The sequence below is a fragment of the Kribbella sp. NPDC051936 genome (assembly GCF_040680955.1).
Classification (GTDB): domain Bacteria; phylum Actinomycetota; class Actinomycetes; order Propionibacteriales; family Kribbellaceae; genus Kribbella.
The window spans coordinates 607443-620523 of record NZ_JBFAXS010000005.1 but is presented as its reverse complement, the minus strand read 5'-3'; the positions used below and the strand labels follow the sequence as shown (position 1 = coordinate 620523).

At 68.1% G+C, this 13081-nt stretch carries 12 protein-coding genes and 2 tRNA genes; 5 read left to right on the top strand and 9 right to left on the bottom strand.

The annotated features are described in order from the left end of the window. Positions 1-2: 2 nt before the first annotated feature. Positions 3-1292, top strand: a complete 1290-nt coding sequence (locus AB0L64_RS20655; protein WP_363712226.1) for a glutamate-1-semialdehyde 2,1-aminomutase — start codon at positions 3-5, stop codon at positions 1290-1292. A gap of 63 nt (positions 1293-1355) precedes the next feature. On the opposite strand, the gene clpX is transcribed toward AB0L64_RS20655, so the two are convergent. The 5 genes from clpX to AB0L64_RS20630 all read right to left on the bottom strand — a co-directional run bounded on the left by clpX (position 1356) and on the right by AB0L64_RS20630 (position 6006). After that, on the bottom strand, positions 1356-2654 hold the full coding sequence (clpX, locus tag AB0L64_RS20650) for an ATP-dependent Clp protease ATP-binding subunit ClpX (protein ID WP_350277727.1): 1299 nt from the start codon (positions 2652-2654) through the stop codon (positions 1356-1358). 157 nt (positions 2655-2811) lie between these two features. Further along, positions 2812-3423, bottom strand: coding sequence for an ATP-dependent Clp protease proteolytic subunit (locus AB0L64_RS20645; RefSeq protein ID WP_359937999.1), 612 nt, complete (start codon positions 3421-3423; stop codon positions 2812-2814). A gap of 30 nt (positions 3424-3453) precedes the next feature. After that, positions 3454-4077 (bottom strand): ATP-dependent Clp protease proteolytic subunit, encoded by a 624-nt coding sequence (locus AB0L64_RS20640; RefSeq protein ID WP_363712223.1) that lies wholly within the window; start codon positions 4075-4077, stop codon positions 3454-3456. A gap of 389 nt (positions 4078-4466) precedes the next feature. Beyond that, positions 4467-5855: a trigger factor gene (tig, locus tag AB0L64_RS20635; RefSeq protein WP_359938002.1), complete on the bottom strand. Its 1389-nt coding sequence runs from the start codon at positions 5853-5855 to the stop codon at positions 4467-4469. Positions 5856-5933: 78 nt separating this feature from the next. Next, positions 5934-6006, bottom strand: a tRNA-Pro gene (locus tag AB0L64_RS20630). Positions 6007-6114: 108 nt separating this feature from the next. Here AB0L64_RS20630 and AB0L64_RS20625 point away from each other — a divergent pair. Further along, positions 6115-6185, top strand: a tRNA-Gly gene (locus AB0L64_RS20625). Between the two features lie 94 nt (positions 6186-6279). Here AB0L64_RS20625 and AB0L64_RS20620 read toward each other — a convergent pair. Next, positions 6280-7266: a tyrosine-type recombinase/integrase gene (locus AB0L64_RS20620; RefSeq protein ID WP_363712220.1), complete on the bottom strand. Its 987-nt coding sequence runs from the start codon at positions 7264-7266 to the stop codon at positions 6280-6282. 5 nt (positions 7267-7271) lie between these two features. Between AB0L64_RS20620 and AB0L64_RS20615 the strand changes: the two genes are divergently transcribed. Both AB0L64_RS20615 and AB0L64_RS20610 read left to right on the top strand, forming a co-directional pair. Beyond that, positions 7272-7931 (top strand): 2'-5' RNA ligase family protein, encoded by a 660-nt coding sequence (locus tag AB0L64_RS20615; protein ID WP_363712218.1) that lies wholly within the window; start codon positions 7272-7274, stop codon positions 7929-7931. A gap of 265 nt (positions 7932-8196) precedes the next feature. After that, the gene (locus AB0L64_RS20610; RefSeq protein ID WP_363712216.1) at positions 8197-8778 is read left to right on the top strand and encodes a hypothetical protein; all 582 of its coding nucleotides are present in this window, start codon (positions 8197-8199) and stop codon (positions 8776-8778) included. Positions 8779-9642: 864 nt separating this feature from the next. Here the strand turns inward: AB0L64_RS20610 and AB0L64_RS20605 are convergent. Beyond that, positions 9643-10005, bottom strand: coding sequence for a hypothetical protein (locus tag AB0L64_RS20605; RefSeq protein WP_363712215.1), 363 nt, complete (start codon positions 10003-10005; stop codon positions 9643-9645). A gap of 142 nt (positions 10006-10147) precedes the next feature. Between AB0L64_RS20605 and AB0L64_RS20600 the strand changes: the two genes are divergently transcribed. After that, positions 10148-10936, top strand: coding sequence for a phosphotransferase (locus AB0L64_RS20600; RefSeq protein ID WP_363712213.1), 789 nt, complete (start codon positions 10148-10150; stop codon positions 10934-10936). 66 nt (positions 10937-11002) lie between these two features. Here AB0L64_RS20600 and AB0L64_RS20595 read toward each other — a convergent pair whose 3' ends face one another. Both AB0L64_RS20595 and AB0L64_RS20590 read right to left on the bottom strand, forming a co-directional pair. Next, complete coding sequence (locus tag AB0L64_RS20595; protein ID WP_363712211.1) at positions 11003-11509, bottom strand: hypothetical protein; 507 nt, start codon at positions 11507-11509, stop codon at positions 11003-11005. Positions 11510-11522: 13 nt separating this feature from the next. Continuing rightward, a complete protein-coding gene (locus AB0L64_RS20590; RefSeq protein ID WP_363712209.1) occupies positions 11523-13079 on the bottom strand; it encodes a nitric oxide synthase oxygenase in 1557 nt (518 codons plus the stop codon). Between the last annotated feature and the right edge of the window lie 2 nt (positions 13080-13081).

The window sequence follows — 13081 nt, the reverse complement described above, 5'->3', positions numbered from 1 at the left end:
CTGTGCCCACACAAGCCGACCACCTCTATGCCCGCGCCAAGAAGGTGATCGCCGGCGGCGTCTCCAGCGACGCGCGGCGCGCCGACAAGCCGCTGTTCGTCGACCACGCCCGCGGCGCCGAGCTGTGGGACGTGGACGGCAAGAGGTACCTCGACTACGTGCTGGGGCAAGGCCCGAACCTGCTCGGCCACGCCGCCCCGCTCGTCGCGGACGCGGTCTCCGCACAGGTGCGCCGTGGCGTCGCGTACGCCGCGCAGCACGAACTGGAGGCCGAGGTCGCCGAACGCCTGTGCAGCATGGTGCCGGCGGCCGAGCTGGTCCGCTTCAACAGCGTCGGCTCGGAGGCGGTACACGGCGCGATCCGGCTGGCCCGCGGGCACACCGGACGGCCCAAGATCGTGAAGTTCGAGGGCAACTACCACGGCTGGCTCGACCCGGTCCTGTACAGCGTGCACCCCGACGTCGCGCTGGCCGGCGACGCGAAGCACCCGACCGCGGTCGGCGGTACGGCGGGCCAGCCGCGCCACGACGCGGACGACCTGATCGTCCTGCCCTACAACGATCTTGCTGCCGTCGCCGCGGTGCTCGACCGGTGCGGGGACGAGGTCGCCGCGGTCATCCTCGAGCCGCTGCTCTGCAACACCGGCTGCATCACTCCCTCCCCCGGCTACCTCGAAGGTCTGCGCGAGCTCACCAGGCAGCACGGGTCGTTGCTGATCTTCGACGAGATCATCACCGGGTTCCGGGTCGCTCCGGGCGGGGCGGGCGAGCTGCTCGGCGTCGTCCCCGATCTGGCCGCGTTCGGCAAGGCGATGGCCGGCGGGATGCAGGTGTCCGCGCTCGTCGGCTCGGCCGAGGTGATGGGGTCGATCGCCGACGGCAAGGTCGCGCACGCGGGCACGTTCAACTCGCACCCGGTCGCGATGGCCGCGGCGGACGCCGTCCTGACGTACCTCGACGAGAAGCGTGCCTCGGTCTACCCACCGCTCACCTCGACGGGTCAGCGGTTGATGGCCGGCCTGCGGACGGCGGCGGAGCGCCAAGGCGTACCGCTGCTCGTCGACGGGCCCGGTCCGGTGTTCCAGACCTACATCACGGACCAGGCCGCCGTCACGGACTATCGGTCGTTCGCCGCCTGCGACCGGGCCGCGATGGCTCGGTTCCATGCGGGGTTGTTCGCTGCCGGGATCAACATCGTCCCGCGCGGGCTGTGGTTCCTGTCCACCGAGCACACCGCGGACCAGGTCGACGAGACTCTTGCGGCAGCGGACTCAGTGCTTTCCTCCCTGTAGGTAGGAACAGGAGGCCGGGAACCCGCCGTACGGCGGACCCGGCCTCCTGCTGAGCAGCGAGTGTCAGGCGCTCTTCTCGCGCCGGTCGCGCTTGCTGCGCTCGATCTGGTCGCGCGGGATCAGCGTGGGGTTCACGTTCTCCAGGACGACCTCGCCGGTGACGACGACCTTCGCGACGTCCTCGCGGCTGGGCACCTCGTACATCACGTTCAGGAGGACTTCCTCCATGATCGCCCGCAGGCCACGGGCGCCGGTGCCGCGCAGCAGCGCCTGGTCCGCGATCGCCTCGACCGCGTCGTCGCTGAACTCGAGCTCGACGTTGTCGATCTCGAACAGCCGCCGGTACTGCTTGACCAGCGCGTTCTTCGGCTCGGACAGGATCTTGATCAGCGCCTCGCGGTCCAGCGGGGACACCGTCGTGATCACCGGGAGCCGGCCGATGAACTCGGGGATCAGACCGAACTTGAGCAGGTCCTCCGGCATGACGTCGGCATACCCGCCGAGCTCCTTCGGCTTCTCCGGCTCGCGGCTCGTGTTGAAGCCCAGCGTCTTCTTGCCGACCCGCTGCTCGACCATATGGTCCAGGCCGGCGAACGCGCCGCCGACGATGAACAGCACGTTGGTCGTGTCGATCTGGATGAACTCCTGGTGCGGATGCTTGCGGCCGCCCTGCGGCGGCACACTCGCCGTCGTCCCCTCGAGGATCTTCAGCAGCGCCTGCTGGACACCCTCACCGGAGACGTCCCGGGTGATCGACGGGTTCTCGCTCTTGCGGGCGATCTTGTCGACCTCGTCGATGTAGATGATCCCGGTCTCGGCCTTCTTGACGTCGTAGTCCGCCGCCTGGATCAGCTTCAGCAGGATGTTCTCGACGTCCTCACCGACGTACCCGGCCTCGGTCAGCGCCGTCGCGTCCGCGATCGCGAACGGGACGTTCAGCATCCGGGCGAGCGTCTGGGCGAGATAGGTCTTGCCGCAGCCGGTCGGGCCGATCAGCAGGATGTTCGACTTGGCCAGCTCGACGGCCTCGTCCTTCGCGTGCCGGCCGGCGCTCGACGCGCCCTGGCCGTCGCGGACCCGCTTGTAGTGGTTGTAGACCGCCACCGCGAGTGCCTTCTTGGCCACGTCCTGACCGACGACGTACGCGTTGAGGAAGTCGTAGATCTCCCGCGGCTTGGGCAGCTCGGTGAGTCCGACCTCGGAGCCCTCGTTCAGCTCCTCCTCGATGATCTCGTTGCAGAGATCGATGCATTCGTCGCAGATGTAGACGCCGGGACCGGCGATGAGCTTCTTGACCTGCTTCTGGCTCTTTCCGCAGAACGAGCACTTGAGCAGATCGCCGCCGTCACCAATGCGTGCCACCGGGACAGATCCCTTCTATGCGCAGTCGGACCGTTTTCGACGGTACCCCGTCCGGGGCCGAAAAACCGCGCTCGCCACCGGGTTGTGACTACGCCGGTGGCGAACGCGTCAAGCTCTTGACAGCCGGTCAGACCGGCCGAGCCTGATCTGAACCTGTTCAGACGCCGGCCGGGACCGGGGCCTTGAGGGACTGCAGGACGTCGTCGATCAGGCCGTACTCGATCGCCTGCTCGGCCGTCAGGAACTTGTCCCGCTCGATGTCCCGGGACACTTCCTCGTGCGACTTGCCGCTGGCGTCGGCGATCATCTTCTCCAGCAGCGCGCGCAACCGGAGGATCTCGTTCGCCTGGATCTCGATGTCACTCGACTGGCCGTACGTACCCTCGGTGGCCGGCTGGTGGATGATGATCCGGCTGTTCGGCAGGGCGAGCCGCTTGCCCGGCGTACCGGCGGCGAGCAGCACGGCGGCGGCCGACGCGGCCTGGCCGAGGCAGACCGTCTGGACGTCCGGCTTGATGTAGCGGACCGTGTCGTAGATCGCGGTCAGCGCGGTGAACGAGCCGCCGGGCGAGTTGATGTAGATGCTGATGTCGCGGTCGGAGTCCATCGACTGCAGGCACAGCAGCTGCGCCATCACGGCGTTCGCGATCTCGTCGGTGATCGGCGTGCCGAGGAAGATGATCCGGTCCTCGAACAGCTTCGTGTACGGGTCGATCCGGCGCATGCCGTACGACGTGCGCTCCTCCCACTGCGGGATGAAGTAGTTCATTGGTGCGTCCTTAACTGACGGAGTGGGAGATCAGGAGTTCGGGCTGCCCTGGCTGAGCTGAGCGGCGCTGCTGACCACGTGGTCGATGAAGCCGTACTCCTTCGCCTGGTCGGCGGTGAACCAGCGGTCCCGGTCGGCGTCGTTCTCGACCTGCTCGAGCGCCTGACCGGTGTGCTCCGAGATCAGCCGGAACAGCAGCGCCTTCAGGTGCAGCGACTGCTCGGCCTGGATCTTGATGTCCGACGCCGTTCCGCCCATACCGCCGGAGGGCTGGTGCATCATGATCCGCGCGTGCGGCAGAGCGAAGCGCTTGTTCTTCGCGCCGGCGCAGAGCAGGAACTGACCCATCGAGGCCGCCAGGCCCATGCCGACGGTGGCGACGTCGTTGGAGATCCACTGCATGGTGTCGTAGATCGCCATGCCGGAGTCCACCGAGCCACCCGGCGAGTTGATGTACAGCCAGATGTCCGCGTTGGGATCCTGCGCGTTCAGCAGCAGCATCTGCGCGCAGATCGCGTTCGCGTTGTCGTCGCGAACCTCGGACCCCAGGAAGATGATCCGATTTTTCCGCAGCTCGCGGTAGATGTCGTCGTCTTGTCCGCCGGATCCGTTGCCGCCCGCGGCGGTGGGGCTGGCTGCAAATGTCTCGTTCACGAACCCGACATTACTGGTCGGCGGCGACAGACCTAAGGCTGGGCCGGAGGTGTTCGCTCACGGCGCATCGCCCGCCCGCCGTTCGTCTGCTGTGAGCGAATTCGGGCGCGTTCACCAGCCGCACAGGACAACGGATCCGGATTCGTCGGCCGCTGCCTCGTCAGGTACCTCCGGCGCGGCCGGGCGGTCCGGTTCCCGCCGTACCTCCGGCTCCTGCAGCAGCGCGGTCACACCCGGCCCCCTCGCCTGGAAATCGTTTCACCAGCCACCGTAGGCGAGGTTTCTTGCGATCGTGTCGCGATCGTCCGGCGAACATGCGTACGGCCCGGACCCACCTGGGGTCCGGGCCGTACGGGGTCTTGCGGGCCTTGCGGGGTGGTGCCGGCGGGTCAGGCCTTCGCCGGCTCCGGCTCCTCGGCGGTCGCCTCGGCCTCGGCGGCCTCCGGGTCGGCGTAGGTGCCGTCCGGCTGCAGGGTCTTCAGCTCGACCGTGTTGCCGGAGGCGTCGGTGACCTTCGCGTTCTCCACCAGGTAGGCCAGCGCCTTGCCGCGGACGACCTCGGACACCAGGCTCGGGACCAGGTTGTTCTCCACCGCGTGCTGGGCGAACTGGTCCGGGCTGACGCCGGAACGCTGCGCGTGCCGGACGATGTGCTCGGTCAGCTCCTGGTCGTTGACGCTCAGCTCCTGCTGCTCGGCCACCAGGTCGAGCACGAACTGCGCCTTGATCGCGTCCTCGGAGCGCTTCTTCAGGTCCTCGTCGAACTCGTCCTGGGTCTGCTCCTCGCCCTCGAGGAACTGCTCCATGGTCATCCCGGAGTAACCGAGCTGCTGCTCCAGGTTCTCCTTGCGGGCGGCCAGCTCGTCGGTCAGCAGGCCCTCGGGGACCGGCACGTCGACCAGCGTCAGGATCTTCTCCAGCACGGCGTCGCGCGCCTCGCCGGCCTGCTCGAGCCGCTTGCCGCGCTCCAGCCGGCCCTGCACGTCGGCCTTCAGCTCGTCGGCGGTGTCGAACTCCGACGCGGTCTGCGCGAACTCGTCGTCGAACTCCGGCAGCTCCTGCTCCTTGACCGCGGTCACGGTCACCTCGACGTCGACGTCGTCGCCCTTCAGCGAGCCGCCGACCAGCTGGGTGACGAAGGTCTTCTTCTCGCCCGCGGTCAGGCCGATGACCGCCTCGTCCAGCCCGTCCAGCAGCTGACCGCTGCCGACCTGGTAGGACAGGCCGGTCGCCTGCGCCTCCTCGACCTTCTCGCCGTCCTTGCTGGCCGACAGGTCGATCGTGATGAAGTCCTTGTCGGCGACCGCGCGCTCGACCGGGTTCAGCGAGCCGAACCGCTGGCGCAGCGCCTCGATCTGCTCGGTCACCTCGTCGTCGGACACCGCGATGTCCTCGACCTCGGCCTCCAGGCCCTCCAGGTCCGGCAGTGTGATCTCCGGGCGGACCTCGACCTCGGCGGAGAACTGCAGGCTCTCCTTGTCGTTGAACTCGGTCACGTCGACCTCAGGCCGGCCGATCGCCTTCACCTGGTTGTCACTGACCGCCTGCGAGTACAGCTTCGGGAGGGCGTCGTTGATCGCCTCCTCGAGCACGGGGCCGCGGCCGACCCGCTGGTCGATGACCTGCGGCGGGATCTTGCCCTTGCGGAAGCCCGGCACCACGATCTGCTGGCCGATGCTCTTGTACGCCGCGTCGAGGCTCGGCTTGAGCTCCTCGAACGGCACCTCGACGATGAGCTTGACCTTGGTCGGGCTCAAGGACTCGACGGTGCTCTTCACGGTGGCGGTTCTCCTTGATTCGGTGACATGTTGCGACGCCGGACAGCCGACGCCACAGCCGGTGCTGCACGGGGTTTGTCGGGGCGACAGGACTCGAACCTGCGGTCTCCTGCTCCCAAAGCAGGCGCGCTAGCCACTACGCTACGCCCCGCAGTGACCGCACGAGTCTAGCCGCCCAGAACCAGTGCTCGCGCCACCGGGGCCCCCGAAAACCCGTTTTGGGTCCACAGCGCTCCGTATGGAATCATGTCCGAGCACCGCGGGTGTAGCTCAATGGTAGAGCCCCAGTCTTCCAAACTGGCTACGCGAGTTCGATTCTCGTCACCCGCTCGGAACGCAGAAGGCCCGTAGCCAAAGGGAATCCCTGGCTACGGGCCTTCTCTCACGCTGAGGCCCGATCCGGCCGCGTGCAATTAGCGTGCAACTAGGGGGTCGGCACCAGCACCCCGGCGGCACCGTCGTCGTCATCCCGCCTGTTCTCGCGCTCAACCACCTCATTCAGGGCGGAGGCGATCTCCCGAGCCCGTGCATCAGTAGCGTGCTGGTAAATCAGCGCGGCTCGCATCGTCCCGTGGCCCATCCTGTGCATGAGTTCCTTGGTGGACGCACCACTCTTCGACGCCAGGTGGTTACCGGTGTGACGCAGGTCATGGAAGTGGAACCCAGCCGGTAGGCCCGCAGCTTCGACCTTGGCCGTCCACTTCACGGTTGACCGCCAGCTCCCCCGCTTTGGCGTACCACCGCGCGGGCCGGTGAAGACGAGAGCCGTCTGCCCTTCCTTGACGTGCTCCGATAGATGAGTCCGCAGCTCTTCAACGAGCACAGCCGGGATCGGGACCGCGCGGGTACCAGCCGCCGACTTGGGCGGCTTTACCACCAGGCGGCCCCCGCTCAGCTCAGCGATGCTTCGGTGCACGCTGATTGTGGCGTCGTCCAAGTCGACATCGATCCGGCGCAGCGCGATCAGCTCGCCCCAGCGCAGGCCGGTGAACGCGGCAGCCAGGATGAAGGCTCGAAAGCGTGGACCAATCGCCTCAGCCAGCGCGTACACCTGTTTGACGCTGGCGACCGGTCGCTCAGCCCGGGCGGCGGTGTCAGCACCCTTGATACGGCACGGGTTGCGCTTGATCCTCCCGTCATCCACGGCAGTTGCCATGACTGCCCGAACCAGCCTGTACGCCTTGGCCACAGCATCCGCCGACCGCCCCTCCTCGGCCAGCTCCTTGCGCCACTTGCGGATCGTCTCGGGACCGATAGCCGCGAGTTCCTTCCGCCCGAGGAACGGATGGACGTGGAGTCGCAGCAAGGTCGCGTACAACTCCCGCGTGCGTTCACTCAGCTCATGCTCTTCGATCCAGCTCGCCGCGAAGTTGCCGAACGGGGCCAAGCCCCCCGAAGCCCGATCGGACATCTGACATGACCACTGCGCCCGACTGGACCCACAAGCACGCCGACCAGCTCACCGACCACTGGTGGTGGCGGCCCGGCTGGCAAATCGGCACGCGGTTCTATGCCTGGCACATCAACGTCTTCGAGGACGCGGCCCCGCTGCACCGCCTGGCGGCCCGCTATCAGGCCGAGCTGTCGAGCGTGCCGGGCCTCGACATGATCCCGCAGCAGTGGCTACACCTCACCATGCAAGGCGTCGGCTTCGTCAAGGACGTGACCACAGAGCAGGTCGACGCCCTCCTGGAGGCCGCGCGCTCCCGGCTCAGCGAGCTGGAGCCGCTCAAGGTCCGGTTCCAGCGGCCAGTTATCCGGCCCGAGGCGATTGCCCTTCCGCCGGACCCGTTCGTGCCGGTCCAGGACATCCGGTACACCGTGCGAGCTGCGATCGCGGATGTGTTCGGCCCGGACGGCGTCCCCGACAACGCCGACAACTACCAGCCCCACATCAGCCTTGCGTACGTCAGCACTCCGCAGCCCGCCAGCGTCACACTCGACACGATCAACCGAGTCACAGCCGACCCGGCCGACCTGACCATCAACGCCGTGTCACTCATCGAGATGCACCGCGACAACCGCATGTACGAGTGGCGGACGGTCGACGCTGTGCCGCTCGGCCACTCCGCCTAGCTCCCCGGTCTGTGCTCCGCCCGTTGATCAGCGACACATGTCTGCCAACTGACTCGCGACAGCCTAGAAGCCCGGCCACCACACCTGGGGCGGCGGCCAACGCACGGATCTGCCGATGACAGATCATCGGTCGGTCGGAAATGATGGAGCGGTGATGTGGCCGCCAAGTGACGAGCTTCCTGGGTGGAAGACCTCGGTCACCAAAGTGTCGGCAGGTGTGTTCAGGGTGAGCATCGTTGACGCTCGGGGTCATCGAGTCCAGGTCGTGGGCTCTGATCTGGATCAGCTCGTGGAACGTTGTCGGGTTGAACTTCTGGAGAATGGCCAAGCTGTGGGTCCTGAGCGAAGAATCCCGCCGTGGGTGGATCCTGGGACGCCTGAACGCCCGTGGCTGGACGTCGAGGCGGCGGTCCCTTGGTTGCGGCAGGAGCCGTACCTCGTCAACCCGAGTAGCGCCTCAGAGCTCCGAGAGCGCCTGTTCCGTGCCGGCTTCGTGGTGGTCGACGTGAGCTTGGCTGAGAGTCCGGAGGACCCGGAGGGTGCCTTCCTCGAAGCACTGACGCGAGGCTTGGGGTTTGATGAATTGGGCGCCGGAAGCTGGGCTGCGTTCAATGATCGGCTCTGGGATTTCCTGACGGGCGAGGAGTCGACGCCGCATGCCGTGGTGATCGAGGGTCTCGATGCGCTTGCTCGGTTCAGTACCTACCACTTTCTGCGGTGCGTGCATAACCTCCTGTCCTTGACCGAAGGCGCTGCCCTCGCTGACGTCACGGCCAACCGTCAAATTGAATGCTTCTTTGTTGGTGAATGGGTCAATCAGCAGACCGTTGTCCACGTCGAGGCGTGATCGTCAGCGACCCGCTCCCGAGCGAAGCCCCTGCCACGATCGGGGATCAGGCTCCACTCAACGCCGTTGGCGCGGACTGGTGGGGGTCAGTTCCACGGCAACCGATCGAGCTGCCGCGTTCGATCCTCCGGCCTGCAACGTCCGGTTCTGCCGCGATCCGTGCTTTCGCACTGTCGCAGATCACCTGGCGGACGAGTGACGCACATCAGTCGACGGAGGACACCTAGCTCCCCCGGTCTCTCTGCCGAGTTTGGCTCTTATGGATCAAGGGCGCGCCTTCGGCGCGCGGCCCCGGACTGCGGGCGGCGCCGGGGCGCCGTCCTCGCCGGTGCCCAGCAGCAGGGACGCTTCCTCGTCCAGGCGCTCCCAACTGCCAATGACCGACGTGTCTGGCGTCTGACCTCCCGATAGCCCCATCCCCCTCGCCGCTCGATCGTACGGTCATCACGACCCACATCAAGAGCGCCTACGGCGTCCCTGCGGGATCGGCAAGCCGACTCTTGACATGCGCCGCGCTGACCTGGGTTTGGCAGCTATGAGGGGGACGGGGCAGGTGTGGCGGTCGACCTACCTCCGTGCAATTAGCGTGCAATTACGACAGGTCAGCCGGGGTCAAGTGGGTCACTCAGCGGGCACCCTTCCACGCCTAAGCGGGACCCGTCAGCGTGCCATCGACCGATCTTCCAAACTGGCTACGCGAGTTCGATTCTCGTCACCCGCTCGGGCGAGCGGCGAGGTGTGCCGACGGAAAGCGTCGGCCTGCCTCGCCCTCTTCTTTTGTGCGACTTCGCTTCGCTCGGCGCGGGCGGGGGCTTCGCCACCCGCACCCCGTTGGCGTGGGCTGGGTCCGCTAGTTGGCGCCGCTCAGTCAGGTGGGTATCCAGGACGGCCACCAGGTGGGGACACCGCCGGAGCATCGCGGGTCGGGTGAGTCGACTGGTGTGCCTTGCCAGCGAACACAAACCACGCGAAGACGGCCAGTACGCCGAGCAGTTTCTGACGCCGGGTGCTGCCAGAGACGACGGCGAAGAGCAGGCCGAACAGGAACGGCAGCACGAAGAACAACAGAGTCGCGGAGTTGGCGCCGGCATTGACGCCGACGTCGCAGGCCCCCCACCCATGGCCCAGCAGAGCGGCACCTCCGTACGCAGCGAGGCCACCGAGCAAGGCACCGAGGCGCCGCCCAGCCGGAAAGCGATCCCGCCAGTAGGAGGGCTCCTCCTCCACCCTGATCGACCTCATCACATCCGGTTGGCTCTACGCGCGAGCTACCCCAGCCGGTGACCCGCCGGCGTCTCATCCCCACGGACCAGGGGCGCCCTCTGCCGCCCTGACTGGTGGACGCCAGAGGTCACCCAAGGGTTCAGGCGTGGAGTCCCCATCTTGGACAGACTTGCTGCCACCCGTACGCCGTAGGGTGTGGCGGGTGGGATGGGATGCGTTGGGGTTGTGGGGGGACGACGCTGTTCGGGTTGAGCGGTTGTCGGGTGGGGTGGCCAATGACGTTTGGCGGGTGCGGGTTGGTGGGCGGGTGGCGGTTGGGCGGCTCGGGGGGCGGAGTGATGCTGATCTTGCTTGGGAGACCGAGCTGCTGCGGTATCTCGACCGTGAAGGGCTGACGGTGCCGGTGCCGATTCCGACCGTGGACGGGCGGCTGTTTGCCGACGGGTTGGTGGTGATGACGCATCTGGACGGTGGACCGCCGGAGACGCCGGCCGACTGGCGTCGGGTGGCCGGCACGCTGCGTGAGTTGCATCGGTTGACGCGGGGCTGGCCGCAGCGGCCGGGGTGGCGGTCGTCGACCGACCTGCTGCATGCCGAGACCGGTACGAAGATCGATCTCGGCGCGATGCCGCCGGAGGGTGTGGTCCGGTGCCGGGCCGCGTGGGCGCGGCTGGTTGGACGTGAGACGCGCGTCGTCCATGGCGACCCCAACCCCGGCAACATCCGCATGACCGCGGATCATGTCGGGCTGATCGACTGGGACGAGTCACACGTCGACGTCCCGGACCTCGACCTCGTCCTGCCCGACAACGCCGCCGACCTCGACGCCGCCGCGTACGACGTCGCCGCCCAAGCCTCCGCCGCCTGGGAAGCCGCCGTCTGCTGGGACGACGACTACTCCGTCAAACGCCTCGCCGAAGTACGTCCCGCCTGAGAACGACTCAGGAGCCCTGAGCTTCTCCGCCGGCGGATCGCCCCAGGACAGTGGGCGGGCGCGCCGCTACCGGTGCAGGCGGTGTAACCAGCGCGTCGCCTGGGCCGGCCGGGTGAGGTGGAGGAACTTGAGGTTCGGCAGGTCGGGGCGGGTGAGGAGCGTGCGGCCCTCCTGGCGGCGGACTTGGTGGGATGTCCAGGCCCAGCGCAGCGGATGCTGAGGATCACGCCAGATGGCTGATCCTCCGGGCTTGTGCGCTCCGGCTGGTCGGCGGGTCAGCTCGATCCTGACGGTCCGGCGCAACGCTCGCCACACGACCAGAGGCTTCGGGTAGTCGAGGAAGACGACAGTGTCCGCCGCCCGGTAGATGAGCTCGTCGGCGTAGTACGGCGCCCCGTCGAGGATCCATCGGGGCCGGGCGGCCAACTCGGCCAAGGCTTCGAGGTATTCGCGCGATCCCATCGCGCCCAGTGCGTCCCGCTCGGTCAGGGGCAACGCCGTACGCGCGGCCAACTCTCTCGCGAGGGTCGACTTGCCGCTGCCGGCGCAGCCCATGACCACTACCCGGTCCACGCCTCCAAGAATGTCAGGAGAACGCGGGTGGGCCGCCGTGGAGGGAGCGGCAGGTGGCACCGGGGTCGGTGAAGAAGTTGGGGACCTGGGTCTTGGCGTCGTAGTACCGGTGGAAGACGGGGGTCTGGGAGCCGGACAGGGGCGGGACGATCCAGCTCCAGTCGGCGGGGCATTCGCGGCCGGCGCGCTCCTCTTTCTCCAAGTGGATGAGGAACCTGCGGGACTCGGTGTGGTGGTCGCTGACGGTGACGCCGTTCAGGGTGAACGAGTGCAGGACCGCGCGGTTGATCTCGACCAGCGCCTGGTCGCGCCACAGCGTCGCCTCGTGTGAGGTGTCCAGCCCCATCCGCTCGGCGACCTGCGGCACCAGGTCGTACCGGTCGCTGTCGGCGAGGTTGCGGGCGCCGATCTCCGTGCCCATGTACCAGCCGTTGAACGGCGCCGCCGGATACGAGACGCCGCCGATGTCGAGCCGGTTGTTGCTGATCACCGGTACGGCGTGCCAGCGCAGCCCGAGCCCCGCGAACCAGGGCAGCTCGGGGTGCTCCAGCGGGACCTCCTGCACCGCGTCGCCGGGCAGCTGGAACATCCGCGGCCCCTCGTCGACGGTCTCCACGACGAGCGGGAGTACGTCGAACGCGCCCGGCCGGTCGGGCGGCCGCCACCCGCGCTGGATGAGCTTGGTGGTGAACGCGCGATAGCGGGGGTCGCCGAGCGATCGCCCGTTCGGCTGCTCGTACCCGGCGTACCGGATGAGTTGCTCGTTCCAGATCCTGGGCGCGGGCCGGTTCGGCGTCTCGGGGGCGAACACGCTGATCATCGGCCGGATCTTGCCGCCGTTGTGCGCGCTCCGCAGGTGATCGAAGCAGTGCGCGGCGACGCTGCCGGCGTCGGACACCGTCCGCAGGTCGCGCACCTGCAGGCTCCGCCAGTACAGCCTGCCGATGCACCGCTTGTTGTTGCGCCACGCGACGCGGGCGCCGAACGTCAGCTCGTCGGCGGTGTGCCAGTACGTCCCGGTCAGGTCGATCTCCTGCATGACCGCGGCGAGCCGTGGCTCGAGCCGCCCGGCCCGCGGGTTCTCGGCGTGGAAGAGCTCGAGGAACTCCTTCGCCGCGGCCCGGACCACCTCGACATCGGCGACGTCGGGCGCAGGCTCCGGTACGGGCGGGCCTGACGAGACCGGACAGCCGGTACGCCGGTCACCGCCCGGCTGCTCGGCGTCAACCTGGGGCCGAGGCCCTCCACCCTGCAGGCGAGACCTGCCGCCCCGGCGGCGAGGTCCGAGCCGAGGCTCGCCCGCTGGGGGCCGGGAGTCGCCGGCCTGAGCTCGGGATTCGCCGGGTTGGGGACGCTGGGTGCCGGGGCGTGCCTCGACGGCGTACGCGACGCAGATTCCCACCGCCAGGAAGAGAATTGCCGCGCCGAGCGCGATCGCGACGACTGTCGGGAGGTCGCCGCCGAGGCCGAGCGCGCCGACGACGCCGGCCGCCACGGCCAGCCCGAGAGCCGCCAGCGGGCGGGCCAGCGGGCGGGCCAACGGGCGTGCGGGCAGGCGGCGAAGAGGCACCG

Coding starts and splice junctions, on each gene's coding strand:
- AB0L64_RS20645 (WP_359937999.1), bottom strand. CDS start 3,423: ATGAACTACTTCATCCCGCAGTGGGAGGAGCGCACGTCGTACGGCATG.
- AB0L64_RS20620 (WP_363712220.1), bottom strand. CDS start 7,266: ATGTCCGATCGGGCTTCGGGGGGCTTGGCCCCGTTCGGCAACTTCGCG.
- AB0L64_RS20615 (WP_363712218.1), top strand. CDS start 7,272: ATGACCACTGCGCCCGACTGGACCCACAAGCACGCCGACCAGCTCACC.